Below are 14,907 nucleotides of genomic sequence, written 5' to 3' on the forward strand. Positions count from 1 at the left end.
GCCAGCACGGGCGCGCTATACATACCCCTTCATCCGACACGGCATTAAAAAGCCAGCACCTCGCTCGTCTCCCGATCATGGATCCATCAGGCTTCACCCCCGATTTCGTTACTCAATGCCACGCCTCTTTCCTCTCTCGAAAGTGTTTTGCTGGAGTTTGATATGAATCACGGAAGCTTCGTCATCAACAATCTGTTCAGACATTTCAACATCCACGTCGAACGCATCGGCGATGACCCGTGCCGCAACACCGTGCTGATGGTCAACGGCGCCCTGTCCACCACCTCCTCCTTCACCCGCACCAGCAAGTGCCTGGCCGAACATTTCAACGTGCTGCTGTTCGACCTGCCCTTCGCCGGCCGCTCGCAGGCCCACAACCCCGACCCTGGCCTGGTGACCAAGGACGACGAGGTGCAGATACTCCTGGCGCTGATCGAGCGCTTCGCGGTCAACCACCTGGTGTCGGCGTCCTGGGGCGGGATATCCAGCCTGCTGGCCCTGGCCAGGAATCCGCCGACCATCGAGAGCTCGGTGATCATGGCCCTGGCCCCCGACCTCAACCCGCCGATGCTGGCCTATGTGCAGCGAGTGCACGAGCTGATCCAGGTCGACGACAAGTCCGCCATCGGCCACCTGCTCAATGACACCGTCGGCCACTTCCTCCCGCCTCGCCTCAAGACCACCAACCACCAGCACCTCGCCAACATGGCCAGCACCGAATACCGCCAGGCGCGCTTCCATATCGACCAGGTGCTGCAACTGGGTGACGGCAACTACCTGAAGACGCTCTCCGATATCCGCACGCCGGTGCACTTTCTCAACGGTGCCAAGGACATCTACACCCCTGCCGAAGGCGCCCGACAGTTCCAGCGGCATATTCCCCATTGCAGTTTTTCGGTGGCCGAGGACACCGGCCACCTGCTCGACCTGGAGTCACGGGTGGCCGCCGACAACGTGCACCGGGCACTGCTCGGTTTCCTGTTGAAGAAGGAGCAAATAGGGCTTCGGCACAGCGCTCAAGTGCAAACCGATCAGGCATAATCCGGTCCATCGCCTGCCAACGAAGAGCCGTTCCATGCCCGACCGTGCCCCGCTGGACGCAACGACCGCTCGCTGGCTGCCCTGGGTGGTAGCCATTGCCTTCTTCATGCAGTCCCTCGACGGGACGATCCTCAACACCGCCCTGCCCGCCATGGCCCGCGACCTGGCGGAGAACCCGCTGCGCATGCAGGGCGTGGTGATCGCCTACATGCTCACCGTGGCGTTGCTGATCCCGGCCTCGGGCTGGATTTCCGATCGCTTCGGCACCCGGCGGGTGTTCTTCAGCGCCATCCTGCTGTTCAGCATCGGTTCGCTGCTGTGCGCGCTGTCGAGCTCGCTGAACATGCTGGTCGGCGCCCGGGTGATCCAGGGCCTGGGCGGCTCGCTGATGCTGCCGGTGGGCCGGCTGGTGGTGCTGCGCGCCTACCCGCGCTCGGAGCTGGTGCGGATCATGGGCTTCATCACCATTCCCGGTCTGCTCGGCCCGTTGATCGGCCCGACCATGGGCGGCTGGATGGTGCAGTTCCTGACCTGGCACTGGATCTTCCTGATCAACCTGCCGGTGGGGCTGATCGGCTGCTATGCGGTGTGGAAGTTCATTCCCGACCTGCGCGGCAGCGAACGCACCCGTTTCGACAGCCTGGGTTTCCTGCTGTTCGGCGCGGCGATGCTGCTGATCACCATCGCCATGGAAGGCCTGGGCGAACTGCAACTGCCGCATCTGCGGGTGATGTTGCTGCTGTTCGCCGGCCTGGCCTGCCTGGCGGCCTACTGGCTGCGCGCCGGGCATGTCGACAATCCGTTGTTCGCGCCGTCGCTGTTCAAGACCCGGACCTTCGCCGTGGGCATCCTCGGCAACCTGTTCGCCCGTCTGGGCAGCGGCGCCCTGCCGTTCCTGGTGCCGTTGCTGCTGCAGGTGGCGCTGGGCTACTCGCCGTCCCAGGCCGGGATGAGCATGCTGCCGCTGGCCGCGGCGGCGATGTTCGCCAAGTCGATCGCCCGTCCGCTGATCGAGCGCCTGGGTTATCGCATCGTCCTCACCGGCAACACCCTGGCCCTGGGCATCATGCTCGCCGCCCTGGGGCTGGTCACCGAACACACGCCCTATCCACTGCTGCTGGGCATGCTGGCGGTGGCCGGGGCGATCAACTCGCTGCAGTTCACCGCGATGAACACCGTGACCCTGATCGATCTTGACGACAAGGCGGCCAGCAGCGGCAACAGCCTGCTGTCGGTGGTGGCGCAACTGTCACTGAGCCTCGGCGTGGCCTGCGCCGGTGCGCTGCTCGGCGGCTTTACCGCGGCGATCGGCAACGATGGCGTGGAAACGGTGCTCGGCGCCTTCCAGCTGACCTTCCTCACCGTGGGCATCATGGCGATGCTGGCGGCGGCGATCTTCCTGCAACTCTCGCCCCAGGACGGACGCCGGGCGCGGGTGGTGCGGGAGCAGCATATCGAGCACTGAGCCAGGAGCTCGCTGCCTAGGGGAGCGCACACCTCCCCAGGGCGGTCCAGGGGCGATCTTGAGGACCTGTTCGCGGGTGAATCCGATGCCCACGACTTGCATCCCGCCGATTATGGCGCAGGCCCGCAGATAAGGATGAGGATATCTGACTACTTTTCGTCCAGAAATTACGGATTGCCGGGGCGAGACTGATACACTACGCGGCATTTTTTCTTGCAGGCCCGTCCCGTGACCACCATCGCCACCGCTTTCAACTCGCTGCCCCTGTCCGCCGCCATGCTGGCTAACCTGGAATCCCTCGGTTATGCCCAGATGACGCCGATCCAGGCACAGAGCCTGCCGGTGATGCTCAAGGGCATGGACCTGATCGCCCAGGCCAAGACCGGCAGCGGCAAGACCGCCGCCTTCGGCATCGGCCTGCTGAACCCGATCAACCCGCGGTTCTTCGGCTGCCAGGCGCTGGTGATCTGCCCGACCCGCGAGTTGGCCGACCAGGTCGCCAAGGAAATCCGCCGCCTGGCCCGTGCCGAAGACAACATCAAGGTGCTGACCCTGTGCGGCGGCGTGCCTTTCGGCCCGCAGATCGCCTCGCTGGAGCACGGCGCGCACATCATCGTCGGCACTCCGGGGCGCATCCAGCAGCACCTGGACAAGGGCACGCTGGTCTTGCGCGGGCTCAACACCCTGGTGCTCGACGAAGCCGACCGCATGCTCGACATGGGCTTTCACGACGCCATCGAGGCGATCATCGCCCAGACCCCGGAGCGCCGGCAGACCCTGCTGTTCTCGGCCACCTACCCGGCCGGCATCAAGCAGTTGGCAGCCAAGTTCATGCGCGACCCGCAGCAGGTCAAGGTCGAGACCCTCCACACCGACAGCCAGATCGAGCAGCGCTTCTTCGAAGTGGCGCCGCAGGAACGCCTGGAGGCGGTGGTGAAGGTGCTCCACCACTATCGTCCGCAATCGTGCGTGGCGTTCTGCTTCACCAAGCAACAGGTGCAGGAAACCGTCGACCTGCTCAGTGCCAAGGGCATCTGCGCCGTCGGCCTGCACGGCGACCTGGAGCAGCGCGACCGAGACCAGGTCCTGGCGATGTTCGCCAACCGCAGTACCTCGGTGCTGGTGGCCACCGACGTCGCTGCCCGCGGCCTGGATATCGATGCCCTGGACATGGTGATCAACGTCGAGCTGGCCCGTGACCCGGAGATTCACATCCACCGCGTCGGCCGCACCGGCCGTGCCGGCGAGAAGGGCATCGCGGTAAGCCTGGTGGCCCCGGCCGATGCCCATCGGGCGCGGGCGATCGAGGAATTGCAGAAGGCCCCGCTGCTCTGGGAACAGCTCGACAGTCTCAAGGCCAAGGGCGGCGGCCCTCTGCTGCCGGCCATGAGCACCCTGTGCATCGCCGCCGGGCGCAAGGACAAGGTACGTCCGGGCGACATCCTCGGCGCCCTGACCGGCGACGCAGGGATTCCCGGGCCCAGGTCGGCAAGATCGCGATTTTCGATTTCCAGGCCTATGTGGCGGTGGAACGCGGTATCGCCAAGCAGGCCCTGCAGCGCCTGAACAGCGGCAAGATCAAGGGCCGTTCGCTGCGCGTGCGGATTCTCTGATAGCCGCCAGGTCCATCTGTGGGGCCGACGACCCCGGCCAGGCTGACTGGCCCATTCGCGGGCAAGCCCGCGCCCACTAAGGCCAGGGACCGGCTCCACCCCAACAGAAACCGAGTGAGGACAGCGCTGTGCGCTCTACTGAAGTTGTGATCATCGGCGCCGGTGCCGCCGGCCTGATGTGTGCCTTTACCGCCGCTGCCCGTGGGCGCCAGGTGCTGCTGCTCGACCATGCCAACAAGGCCGGGAAGAAGATCCTGATGTCCGGTGGCGGGCGCTGCAACTTCACCAACCTGTACACCGAACCGGGCAACTTCCTTTCGCAGAACCCGCATTTCTGCAAGTCGGCGCTGGCCCGCTACACCCAGTGGGACTTCATCGCAATGGTCGCCAAGCACGGCGTTCCCTACCACGAGAAGAAGCTCGGCCAGCTGTTCTGCGACAACAAGTCCAGCGACATCCTCGGCATACTGCTGGACGAATGCGACCAGGCCGGCGTCGAACTGCACCTGGACACTTCCATCGAACACATCGAAAAGCTGGACAGCGGTTACCTGCTGCAAACCACCCTTGGCCCGGTCACCTGCCAGTCGCTGGTGATCGCCACCGGCGGGCTGTCGATCCCGACCCTCGGCGCCACCGGTTTCGGCTACCAGGTCGCCCGGCAGTTCGGCCACCAGGTGTTACCGACCCGCGCAGGGCTGGTGCCGTTCACCATTACCGATCAACTCAAGGCGCTGTGCACGGAACTGTCGGGGACCTCGGTCGATTGCCTGGTGAGCTGCAACGACCAGGGTTTCCGGGAAAACATCCTGTTCACCCACCGCGGCCTCAGCGGCCCGGCGATCCTGCAGGTGTCCTCGTTCTGGCAGCCAGGCGACACGGTGCATATCAACCTGCTGCCGGACCACGATGCCCTGCAGTGGCTGCAACAGCAGCAGGCCGAGCGGCCCAACAGTGAACTCAAGACTCTGCTGGGCGAAATCTTCACCAGGAAAATGGCCAACCTGCTGGCCGAACACTGGTTCGTGTCCAGGCCGATGAAGCAGTACACCCCGGCCGAGCTGGCCGAGGTGGCCGGCAAGCTCGGCGACTGGCAGGTGATTCCGGCGGGAACCGAGGGTTATCGTACGGCCGAGGTCACCCTGGGCGGGGTCGACACCCGCGAGGTGTCGTCCAAGACCATGGAATCGCTGAAGAGCCCGGGGCTGTATTTCGTCGGTGAGGTACTGGACGTCAGCGGCCACCTGGGTGGGTTCAACTTCCAGTGGGCGTGGGCTTCGGGGTATGCAGCGGCACAGTTCGTCTGAGGCGTTGCGGCAGATGGCGCTGACACCGATCGCCAGCCAGCGGAGCGCCACCCACCGGAACAGATTTTGCTTTGTTTGCATGTGGCGCCATTGCACCGCCACCCGTCTATAAGCTAATACAGATCAACCGCTTGGCAGGCTCTCACACCTTCATGGCATCGACCTCGTTCAACCAGTCCCTGCGCCGCCTCTGGGCGCTGGACAAATTCAGTTATAGCGTTCGGGTATTCATCGCACTGAGCGGCATCATGGCGCTATGCTGGTTCCAGAACGAAATGAAGCTGCTGATCCCACTGTTCCTCGGGTCATCGCCTGCGCCCTGGCCGAGACCGATGACAGCTGGCAGGGGCGCCTCAATGCCCTGGCGGTGACCCTGGTCTGTTTCAGCGTGGCGGCCTTCTCGGTCGAGCTGCTGTTCCCCTACCCCTGGGTATTCGTGGTGGCCATGGCCCTGGCGGCCTTTGCCCTGACCATGCTCGGGGCGCTGGGTGAACGTTATGGCGCGATCGCTTCGGCCACCCTGATTCTCTCGGTCTACACCATGATCGGCGTGGACCAGCGCGGCGGTGAAGTCACCAACCTCTGGCACGAGCCTCTGCTGCTGGTGGCAGGCGCCGCCTGGTACGGCGTGCTTTCGGTGCTGTGGCAGGCGATGTTCTCCAACCAGCCGGTACAGCAGAGCCTGGCCAAGCTGTTTCGCGAGCTGGGCTACTACCTCAAGCTCAAGTCATCGCTGTTCGAACCGATCCGCCAGCTGGACGTGGAAGCCCGGCGCCTGGAACTGGCCCAGCAGAACGGCCGGGTGGTCGCGGCGCTGAACACCGCCAAGGAAATCATCCTGCATCGGGTCGGCAACGGCCGGCCGGGCTCGAAGGTCAGCCGCTACCTGAAGCTGTATTTCCTCGCCCAGGATATCCACGAACGCGCCAGTTCCTCGCACTACCCGTACAACGCCCTGGCCGAAGCCTTTTTCCACAGCGACGTGCTGTTCCGCTGCCAGCGCCTGCTGCGCCAGCAGGGCAAGGCCTGCCGGGAACTGGCGGCCTCGATCCAGTTGCGCCAGCCGTTCGTCTATGACGCCAGCTTCGCCGAGGCCCTGGCGGACCTGCATGCCTCGATGGAGCATCTGCGCATCCAGAGCAATCCGGCCTGGCGCGGCCTGCTGCGCTCGCTGCGGGCACTGGCCGCCAACCTCAGCACCCTCGACCGCCTGCTCAGCGCCGCGAGCAATCCCGACAGTCTGGCCGACGCCAGCGACAGCAGCCTGCTGGACCGCTCGCCCCGCAACTTCAAGGACGTGCTGACGCGCCTGCGTACCCAACTGACGCCGACCTCGCTGCTGTTCCGCCATGCCTTGCGCCTGCCGCTGGCCTTGAGCGTCGGCTACGGCATGGTGCACCTGGTGCACCCGTCCCAGGGCTACTGGATCATTCTCACCACCCTGTTCGTCTGCCAGCCGAACTACGGCGCCACGCGGCGCAAGCTCGGCCAGCGGATCATCGGTACCGCCTTCGGCCTGACCGCGGCCTGGGCCCTGTTCGACCTGTTCCCCAGCCCGCTGATCCAGGCGTTCTTCACCATCGCCGCCGGCCTGGTGTTCTTCATCAACCGCACCACCCGCTACACCCTGGCGACGGCCGCCATGACCCTGATGGTGCTGTTCTGCTTCAACCAGGTGGGTGACGGCTACGGGCTGTTCCTGCCACGCCTGTTCGATACCCTGCTGGGCAGCCTGATCGCCGGCCTGGCGGTGTTCCTGTTCCTGCCGGACTGGCAGGGGCGACGCCTGAACAAGGTGCTGGCCAATACCCTGACCTGCAACAGTCTGTACCTGCGCCAGGTGATGCAGCAGTACGGCCAGGGCAAGAGCGATGACCTGGCCTACCGCCTGGCCCGTCGCAACGCCCACAACGCCGATGCGGCGCTGTCGACCACGCTGGCGAACATGCTGATGGAGCCGGGGCACTTCCGCAAGGAGGCCGACGTCGGCTTCCGCTTCCTGGTGCTGTCGCACACCCTGCTCAGCTACCTCTCGGGGCTCGGCGCGCACCGCGAGAACCCGTTGCCGGCGGAGGCCCGCGAACACCTGATCAATGGCGCCGGCGCCACGCTGGCCAACAGCATCGAGCAGATCGCCATCGGCCTGGCGAACAAGACGCCCATCGAAGTCCAGAGCGACGCTGAAGAAGCCCTGGCCAACGAACTGGAACAGATGCCGGAAGAAATCGACGAAATCCAGCGTCTGGTCCAGACCCAGCTGGCGCTGATCTGCCGGCAGTTGGGGCCATTGCGCACGCTGGCGGCGCACCTGATCAAGGGGGCGGAAGAACAGGCGCCGGTGTAAAGCCGCCAACCGCTTCGCGGGGCTTGCCCGCGAAGCTTTCGATCCGACAATCACATGCCGTGCAATTCGAGCAGGCGCTGATAACTTCCATCCGCCTTCATCGCGGCGATCTCACGGTCGAAGCCGGCGACAATCTGCTCATGCTGGGGATTCTGCAGGCTGACCAGGATATGCAACCCATTCTCCGTCAGCGGCTTGGGCAGGAACTCCACCGCATCGCGCACCTCGGGCGACTCCTGGCCAAGGTAGTAACGCGCCACATACTCATCCTCCAGCGTCAGCTTCACCCGCTCCGCCGCCAACATGCGTACGGCCAGGGCGAAGTTGTGCACCGGCACCTTCTGTAAGCGGGTATCGGCTTCGAACTCGCTGGAATAGGCATAATCACGCACCACCGCGATCGGGTAGCCGTGCAACTGCTGCAGGTTGTCATAGCTGATCGACGAGCCCTTGTGCCGGAGGAACATCACCCGGTTCATCAGGTACTCGCCCGAGAATTGCCCCAGCAGGGTCCTGTCCTTGCTGTACCAGGCGTTAATCAAGACATCGTAACGACCTTCGCCGACGCCCTTGAGTGCCCGCGCCCAGGGCACCTGTTCGAATTGACTGGCATAACCGGCACGGGCCAGGGCCGTACTGACGATATCGGTCGCCAGGCCACCATTGACCAGGCCCACATCGGTGAAGGGCGGCCAGGCATCGGCGACCAGACGCAGCTTTTGCGCAACCGCACCCTGTGCGAGCAACAACAATCCAAGCAAGGCAAAAGCTCGATGCAGTCGCGACATGCCAAAGATCCTTAGCGGGCTGGACGGCCCAGCAGAATGAGGCGAAGCAGAGGGGCCGGAAGAAAGCAATTGAGCGCTCCCTGTTCCTAACAGTAGCTCATTAGCATCAGGGCAGACGCCCTGCCGGGCAGATTACACAAAGATGCCGAAAACGGGCAACGCGCCCGGGGCCGCAACAGTGTTCACCCGGTTGGCGGCATGGGCCAGGCCGCTTAGTATCGACAGCGGATATCGAATCAGAGTGAATGAAATGAGCATCGACTGGATCTGCAAGCACCACAGCGACCTGGGCAAGGAACAGCTGTACGCCATTCTGCGACTGCGCACCGAAGTTTTCGTGGTCGAGCAGAAATGCCCCTATCAGGAAGTCGATGGCCGCGACCTGCGGGACGACACCCATCACCTGATGGGCTGGCGCGATGACCGGCTGGTGGCCTATCTGCGCCTGCTCGACCCTCTGTCCCAGGGCGGCAACGTGGCGATCGGGCGGGTGGTCGTCGCCCCCGAAGCCCGCGGAACCGGGCTGGGCCATGAGCTGATGCAAGAAGCCCTGAGGCAGACCGAGAAGATGTGGTCGGGGCTGGAGATCTACCTGTCGGCCCAGGCGCACCTGCAGGACTACTATGGCCGCTATGGTTTCGTCGCCGTGGGCAACACCTACCTGGAGGACGGCATCCCGCACGTCGGCATGCGCAAGGCCTGAGACGGTTCAGGGATAACCCAGCACCTGCTTGATCGACGCCAGGTTGCCCTCGATCCAGCGCTTGTCGATCGCGCCCCAGTCATGAATCCGGTAGCTGCCGGCATGATTGCGGGCGCCTTCCTGCTGTTCGAATGCGCAATGAATATCCAGGTCGGCCAACGCGACGATGGTGTCCTGGGCCGTGCGCCGCGGCATGCCGGTCACTTCGGTCAGCGCCGGGACGCTGTTGGCCGCTCCGCTGTCGATCAGCCAGGCCACGTACAGGCGGCGATAGAAACTGCTCTTGGTCTTGCTGATGTCCATCGGAAAGTCCTTGTCGATCGATCAGTCGGCCACGGCGGCCTTGCCTTGCAGATCCCGCCAGGTCAGGTAGACCCGCAGGTCGAACTCCAGTTGGTGATAGCCCGGCTGCATATACTCGCACAACTGGTAGAACGCCTTGTTGTGCTCGCTTTCCTTGAGATGCGCCAGTTCATGCACCACGATCATACGGAGAAATTCCGGCGCCGCCTCCCGAAACAGTGAAGCGATGCGGATCTCCTTCTTGGCCTTGAGCTTGCCCCCCTGGACCCGCGAGATCGCGGTGTGCAGGCCGAGGGCGCGATGGGTCAGGTCCAGGCGGTTATCGAACAGCACCTTGTCGATGGCCGGCGCGTTGCGCAGGTGTTCCTGTTTCAGGTCCAGGACATAGCCATACAGCGCCTTGTCGCTCTGCACCGCATGCCGGCCGGGATAACGCTGGCTCAGGTAGGCGCCCAGCCGATCCTGGGCGATCATCTGGCGCACCTGCTCCTGCAGGGACGGCGGATAGGCCTGGAGGTATTTCAGCACAGTCATGGGAGGCCATCGCCTGCATCGGGAAAGGCAGCCAGTTTAGCGAAATCAGCTCGACAGTGCGCTCCAGTCGAAGGTCGTGGCAAAACCGGTGGCATCCCTGGCGATCAGCGGACGGGCGACCAGGAAGCCCTGTACGAATGGGCAGCCATTGGCCCGCAGCCAGTGGGCCTGTTCCAGGGTCTCGACGCCTTCGGCAATCACCAGCAGGCCGAACTGCTGGCACAACTCGATCACGCTGCGCGCCAGGGCGGCATCCCGGGGCGAATCGAGAATCCGGGCGATCAGATGGCGGTCGAGCTTGAGGGTGTCCAGTTCGAGATCGCGCAGGTGATTCAGCGAACAGTGACCGGAACCGAAATCATCCAGGGCCACCCGCACGCCCTGCCCGCGGATCCGCCGCAGTTGCTTGCGCGAAGCCTCGAAATCCTGCATCAACGCCGACTCGGTGACTTCGACCTCCAGCTGGCTGGGGCGCAGGTCATACCGCTCGATCACTTCCTGCAACTCGTCGATCAGGTTCGGCATGCAGAACTGCGTGGCGCTGAGGCTCACGCTCAGCACCAGCTCATCGGCGAATACGCCATTCCAGTCATGACGCTGGCTGGCCGCCTGGCGATAGATCCAGCTGCCCAGGCGACTGATCAGCCGCACTTCTTCCAGCAGCGGCAGGAACAGCCCCGGCGGGACATCGCCGACGCTGGGATGATGCCAGCGCAACAGCGCCTCGAAACCGCGCAGATGGCCGTCTTCCAGGGACACCTGGGGCTGATAGACCATCTTGAACTCACGACTCTCGATGGCCGAACGGACGCTTTCCTCGAGCATCAGCCGCGAGCGGGCGCGGCCGTTCATTTCGTGGTCGTAGTAGCGGTACTGCTGGCGTCCGGCGCGCTTGGCCTCGTACATGGCAATGTCCGCCGCCCGCAACAGGCCTTCCAGGTCGGCACCGCAATCGGGGTAGATGGCGATACCGATGCTGACCCCCAGGGTCATGTCCATGCCATCGATCTGTTGGCGGATCGACACGCGCTCGATCAGCTTCTCCGCGACTTTCGCCGCCTGCTCCGGGCGCTCCAGTTCCAGCAGGGCGGTGAACTCGTCGCCGCCCATGCGCGCCAGGATATCGAAGGGTTTCAGGCAGGCCTTCAACTGCTCGGAGACCCAGCGCAGCACCCGGTCGCCGGCATCGTGCCCAAGGGAGTCGTTGACCCGCTTGAAGCCGTCGAGGTCCAGGTACATCAGCACCATCGACTTGTGACCGGGATCGCTGCGCAGCAGGGTGTTTTCCGCGGTCTGGTAGAAGCCCCGACGGTTGAGCAGGCCGGTCAGCGGGTCGGTCACCGCCTGGAACTCCAGCTGCTGATGCAGGTGGCGCACCACCGACATGTCGAGCACGGTCACCACCATGGCCTTCTGGTCGCTGGGCAATGGCGCAAAGGACATCGCCACCGGCAGCGAATCGCCGGTGCTGGTGCACAGCAGCGCATCATGCAGGCGATAGGTCTCGCCCTTGCAGTAACCTTCGTAGAAAGGCGACGTCAGCCATTGGGCAAAGTGCGGCGTGTGCATGAAGTGTAGGAACGGCATGCCGATCAGCATTTCCAGCGGCGCCGCCAGCAGGCGCGAAATCGCCGGGTTGGCGAAGCGGATGCTGCCGTCGTCGTTGACCACCAGGATGCCTTCCGCGGCGTTGTCCAGCACCGAGGCATTGAAGGCCCGGGCGGCCTCCAGATCGCGGGTCAGGCGCTGCAAGGTGCGCCGATTGCGTTGCTGCTCAAGCAAGGCCTGGATCTTGGGCTTGAGGATGTCCGGGTTGAACGGCTTGAACAGATAGTCCACCGCGCCGCTGGCATAGCCCTTGATCACGGCATCCTGGGACTGTTCGTTGGCCGTCAGGAAAATGATCGGGGTCAGCCGGGTACGCTGGCTGCCACGCATCAGTCGGGCGACTTCGAAGCCGTCCATGCCGGGCATCTGCACATCCAGCAGTACCAGGTCGATTTCGTGTTCGAGCAGTAGTGTCAGCGCTTCGATACCGGACGCCGCCGTGACCACCTGCCAGTCCTGCCGTTCCAGCAGGGCTCGCATGCTGATCAGGTTTTCAGGATAGTCGTCGACCACCAAAAGGACAGAACTGCTATCACCAGCCTTAAGTTGAGCGCAATCCATGCTGCATCTCTATAGTTCAGGGGACTCCACCCATGTCAGACGGAACCGGACGTAATTACAGAAACAACTCTAGTCCGAGTTTGCGCAAAGCGTAGTAATCACTACGCCATCATTTAACCCGGGCCCGTCTCTCCCGACTAACGGTTGATAGAAGCAATAGGCCATCTTTCGTGCTAGCACCCTGCCAATCCGACTAGCGGTCGTTCGGCCAAGCCGCCGCCAATCGGGGCTCGCGCATTTCGTCGGCGATTTGACGTCAACCGTTCGCCGCTTCGGCGTTAACAAACTATCTTTCAAGCCTTATAAAGAGCGCGCAAAAGCGCGGGCCAAAGCGGTTTGTCCGAAATTTCCGGGCAGGCCTGCGGCTGCGCGAGTCCCATGTTTTTCACGGAACAGATGATCATGATCGACCTGACGACCTGGAACCTCAGCGTCCCTGTCGGCACCCCGCCGGCAACCATCGATACCCCCAAACTGGTACAAGGCTTCAAGGACCAGTATTTTCATTCCGATACCGGCACCCTGTTCTTCTGGTCACCGGTGACCGGCTCCAAGACCGAGAATGCCATCTACCCGCGCAGTGAACTGCGCGAAACCTACCCCGACGGTCGCCTGCGCAACTGGCTGTACAGCGAGGCCAACAATTACCTGCGTGCAACCCTGGCGGTGAACCAGGTACCGTCCTCGGGCAAGATCGTCATCGGCCAGATCCATGCCTTCAACAGCACCCAGCCGATGCTCAAGGTCGAGTACCAGTACAAGGACAGCCGCAAGACCGGGATCATCGTGGTGAAGGTCCGCAACCACCCGGACGACAAGGAGAGCCGGGTCATCCAGATCGCCGACGACGTGCCGCTGGACAAGAGCTTCACCTACGTGATCCACCTCAGCCGGGGCGGCTACCTCAGCGTGCGCGCCGCCGACGCGGCGTGGTACACCCAGGTCAGCAGCAGTTGGCGCGACAAGCCGCTGTACTTCAAGGCAGGGGTCTATGTGCAGGACAACACCGGGTATACCAGCGAGGGCGGGATGGTGACCTTCTACAAGCTCGATATCGATCACGAGCAAGGCTGACGGCCCCGAATACAGGGCGGGGCTGGAGAGAGATACCGCTCGATCAGGGGTGGAACAGGGACGACTTGCGGTAGCTGGCGATGGGATCGATCTGCTCGATCTCATCGAACTTCACGGTTCGGTACACGCCGCTTTCGGCACAGTAGACGAGTAGCCGCGCACTCCAGTCGATACTGCACAGTTCGCCGCGCTCACAGGCCGGTTGCACGCCCGGGATACGCCGGGTCACGGTGATCTTCTGGCGGGTCTTGAAATACCTCAGACGGTTTGGATCGCTTTCTTCCTCTTCGCTCATGGTCATTGGCCTCACTGGCTGAATGAACCGTCAGCGTGGCGTATCGGCGTCCTGGCACACCACTGTCATAATTGACAGTCCGCTATATCGTTTCCTCATAGCGTCAAGTGCATTCGCGTCTAGCGATCGACGACCATGAAAAAACCCGCCTTGCGACGGGTTTCTTCACCGCACAGGGTCTTAGTTGACCTTGGCGTTCAGCTCACCTTTCAGGTAGCGCTGGAACATGCCTTCCAGGGAGATCGGCTTGATCTTCGAGGCATTGCCGGCGGTGCCGAAGGCTTCGTAACGGGCGATGCACACGTCACGCATCGCAACCACGGTGGCACCGAGGAACTTGCGTGGGTCGAACTCGCTCGGGTTGGTGGCCATCAGGCGACGCATCGCACCGGTGGACGCCAGGCGCAGGTCGGTGTCGATGTTGACCTTGCGTACGCCGTGCTTGATGCCCTCGACGATTTCCTCGACCGGTACGCCGTAGGTTTCCTTGATGTCGCCACCGTACTGGTTGATGATCGCCAGCCACTCCTGCGGCACCGAGGAGGAACCGTGCATCACCAGGTGGGTGTTGGGGATGCGCTTGTGGATTTCCTTGATGCGGTCGATCGCCAGCACGTCGCCGGTAGGCGGCTTGGTGAACTTGTAGGCGCCGTGGCTGGTGCCGATGGCGATGGCCAGGGCGTCGACCTGGGTCTTCTTGACGAAGTCGGCGGCTTCTTCCGGATCGGTCAGCATCTGGCTGTGATCCAGCACGCCCTCGGCGCCGATACCGTCTTCTTCACCGGCCATGCCGGTTTCCAGCGAACCCAGGCAGCCCAGCTCGCCTTCCACGGAAACGCCGCAGGCGTGGGCCATGGCCACGGTCTGCTGGGTCACGCGGACGTTGTACTCGTAGTCGGTCGGGGTCTTGCCGTCTTCGCCGAGGGAGCCGTCCATCATCACCGAGCTGAAGCCCAGCTGGATCGAGCGTTGGCAGACGTCAGGGCTGGTGCCGTGGTCCTGGTGCATGCACACCGGGATATGCGGGAACTCTTCGATGGCAGCCAGGATCAGGTGGCGCAGGAACGGCGCACCGGCGTATTTGCGGGCACCGGCCGAAGCCTGGACGATCACCGGGGAGTCAGTCTTGTCAGCGGCTTCCATGATGGCGCGCATCTGCTCAAGGTTGTTGACGTTGAAAGCCGGAACGCCGTAGCCGTATTCGGCTGCGTGGTCCAGCATCTGGCGCATGCTGATAAGTGCCATTGTGTATCTCTCTCCCGGACGAGGGT

11 protein-coding genes and 2 pseudogenes are annotated in these 14,907 nt (G+C 63.4%); 7 read left to right on the plus strand and 6 right to left on the minus strand.

Annotation, left to right across the window (positions count from 1 at the left end; genetic code table 11):
- Positions 1 to 162 precede the first annotated feature (162 nt).
- The 5 genes and pseudogenes from ACZ5KU_RS29210 to yccS all read left to right on the plus strand — a co-directional run bounded on the left by ACZ5KU_RS29210 (position 163) and on the right by yccS (position 7,770).
- Complete coding sequence (locus ACZ5KU_RS29210; protein ID WP_054059938.1) at positions 163 to 1,041, plus strand: alpha/beta fold hydrolase; 879 nt, start codon at positions 163 to 165, stop codon at positions 1,039 to 1,041.
- A gap of 34 nt (positions 1,042 to 1,075) precedes the next feature.
- Complete coding sequence (gene mdtD, locus ACZ5KU_RS29215) at positions 1,076 to 2,506, plus strand: multidrug transporter subunit MdtD (protein WP_054059937.1); 1,431 nt, start codon at positions 1,076 to 1,078, stop codon at positions 2,504 to 2,506.
- Positions 2,507 to 2,782: 276 nt separating this feature from the next.
- A pseudogene (gene dbpA / locus ACZ5KU_RS29220) lies at positions 2,783 to 4,119 on the plus strand (ATP-dependent RNA helicase DbpA).
- 128 nt (positions 4,120 to 4,247) lie between these two features.
- Positions 4,248 to 5,426: a BaiN/RdsA family NAD(P)/FAD-dependent oxidoreductase gene (locus ACZ5KU_RS29225; RefSeq protein ID WP_054063510.1), complete on the plus strand. Its 1,179-nt coding sequence runs from the start codon at positions 4,248 to 4,250 to the stop codon at positions 5,424 to 5,426.
- A 152-nt stretch (positions 5,427 to 5,578) separates the two neighbouring features.
- Positions 5,579 to 7,770, plus strand: a pseudogene (gene yccS, locus ACZ5KU_RS29230) (YccS family putative transporter).
- A 50-nt stretch (positions 7,771 to 7,820) separates the two neighbouring features.
- On the opposite strand, the gene ACZ5KU_RS29235 reads toward yccS, so the two are convergent.
- A complete protein-coding gene (locus ACZ5KU_RS29235; RefSeq protein ID WP_054059934.1) occupies positions 7,821 to 8,558 on the minus strand; it encodes a substrate-binding periplasmic protein in 738 nt (245 codons plus the stop codon).
- Positions 8,559 to 8,808: 250 nt separating this feature from the next.
- Between ACZ5KU_RS29235 and ACZ5KU_RS29240 the strand changes: the two genes are divergently transcribed.
- Positions 8,809 to 9,261: a GNAT family N-acetyltransferase gene (locus tag ACZ5KU_RS29240; protein WP_054059933.1), complete on the plus strand. Its 453-nt coding sequence runs from the start codon at positions 8,809 to 8,811 to the stop codon at positions 9,259 to 9,261.
- Between the two features lie 6 nt (positions 9,262 to 9,267).
- Here the strand turns inward: ACZ5KU_RS29240 and ACZ5KU_RS29245 are convergent, their stop codons facing one another.
- The 3 genes from ACZ5KU_RS29245 to ACZ5KU_RS29255 are packed head-to-tail and all read right to left on the minus strand — an operon-like array spanning position 9,268 to position 12,267.
- Positions 9,268 to 9,564 carry a winged helix-turn-helix domain-containing protein gene (locus ACZ5KU_RS29245; RefSeq protein WP_273825269.1) on the minus strand — a complete coding sequence of 99 codons (297 nt, stop codon included), beginning with the start codon at positions 9,562 to 9,564 and terminating at the stop codon, positions 9,268 to 9,270.
- 21 nt (positions 9,565 to 9,585) lie between these two features.
- A complete protein-coding gene (locus ACZ5KU_RS29250) occupies positions 9,586 to 10,098 on the minus strand; it encodes a M48 metallopeptidase family protein (RefSeq protein ID WP_054059931.1) in 513 nt (170 codons plus the stop codon).
- 45 nt (positions 10,099 to 10,143) lie between these two features.
- Complete coding sequence (locus ACZ5KU_RS29255) at positions 10,144 to 12,267, minus strand: putative bifunctional diguanylate cyclase/phosphodiesterase (RefSeq protein WP_054059930.1); 2,124 nt, start codon at positions 12,265 to 12,267, stop codon at positions 10,144 to 10,146.
- 402 nt (positions 12,268 to 12,669) lie between these two features.
- On the opposite strand from ACZ5KU_RS29255, the gene ACZ5KU_RS29260 reads away from it, so the two are divergent.
- Positions 12,670 to 13,341, plus strand: coding sequence for a polysaccharide lyase family 7 protein (locus ACZ5KU_RS29260; RefSeq protein WP_054059940.1), 672 nt, complete (start codon positions 12,670 to 12,672; stop codon positions 13,339 to 13,341).
- 43 nt (positions 13,342 to 13,384) lie between these two features.
- On the opposite strand, the gene ACZ5KU_RS29265 is transcribed toward ACZ5KU_RS29260, so the two are convergent.
- Together ACZ5KU_RS29265 and fba are read right to left on the minus strand one after the other, a co-directional pair.
- A complete protein-coding gene (locus ACZ5KU_RS29265; protein ID WP_054059939.1) occupies positions 13,385 to 13,636 on the minus strand; it encodes a hypothetical protein in 252 nt (83 codons plus the stop codon).
- A gap of 180 nt (positions 13,637 to 13,816) precedes the next feature.
- Positions 13,817 to 14,881: a class II fructose-bisphosphate aldolase gene (fba, locus tag ACZ5KU_RS29270; protein WP_017902971.1), complete on the minus strand. Its 1,065-nt coding sequence runs from the start codon at positions 14,879 to 14,881 to the stop codon at positions 13,817 to 13,819.
- Positions 14,882 to 14,907: the final 26 nt, after the last annotated feature.

It is taken from the genome of Pseudomonas sp. Tof1, assembly GCF_055390395.1.

What these genes read in the sequence shown, in the direction of transcription:
- ACZ5KU_RS29210 (WP_054059938.1), top strand. Translation starts at nt 163, where the DNA reads ATGAATCACGGAAGCTTCGTCATCAACAATCTGTTCAGACATTTCAAC.
- mdtD (WP_054059937.1), top strand. Translation starts at nt 1,076, where the DNA reads ATGCCCGACCGTGCCCCGCTGGACGCAACGACCGCTCGCTGGCTGCCC.
- ACZ5KU_RS29235 (WP_054059934.1), bottom strand. Translation starts at nt 8,558, where the DNA reads ATGTCGCGACTGCATCGAGCTTTTGCCTTGCTTGGATTGTTGTTGCTC.
- ACZ5KU_RS29240 (WP_054059933.1), top strand. Translation starts at nt 8,809, where the DNA reads ATGAGCATCGACTGGATCTGCAAGCACCACAGCGACCTGGGCAAGGAA.
- ACZ5KU_RS29245 (WP_273825269.1), bottom strand. Translation starts at nt 9,564, where the DNA reads ATGGACATCAGCAAGACCAAGAGCAGTTTCTATCGCCGCCTGTACGTG.
- ACZ5KU_RS29250 (WP_054059931.1), bottom strand. Translation starts at nt 10,098, where the DNA reads ATGACTGTGCTGAAATACCTCCAGGCCTATCCGCCGTCCCTGCAGGAG.
- ACZ5KU_RS29255 (WP_054059930.1), bottom strand. Translation starts at nt 12,267, where the DNA reads ATGGATTGCGCTCAACTTAAGGCTGGTGATAGCAGTTCTGTCCTTTTG.
- ACZ5KU_RS29260 (WP_054059940.1), top strand. Translation starts at nt 12,670, where the DNA reads ATGATCGACCTGACGACCTGGAACCTCAGCGTCCCTGTCGGCACCCCG.
- ACZ5KU_RS29265 (WP_054059939.1), bottom strand. Translation starts at nt 13,636, where the DNA reads ATGAGCGAAGAGGAAGAAAGCGATCCAAACCGTCTGAGGTATTTCAAG.
- fba (WP_017902971.1), bottom strand. Translation starts at nt 14,881, where the DNA reads ATGGCACTTATCAGCATGCGCCAGATGCTGGACCACGCAGCCGAATAC.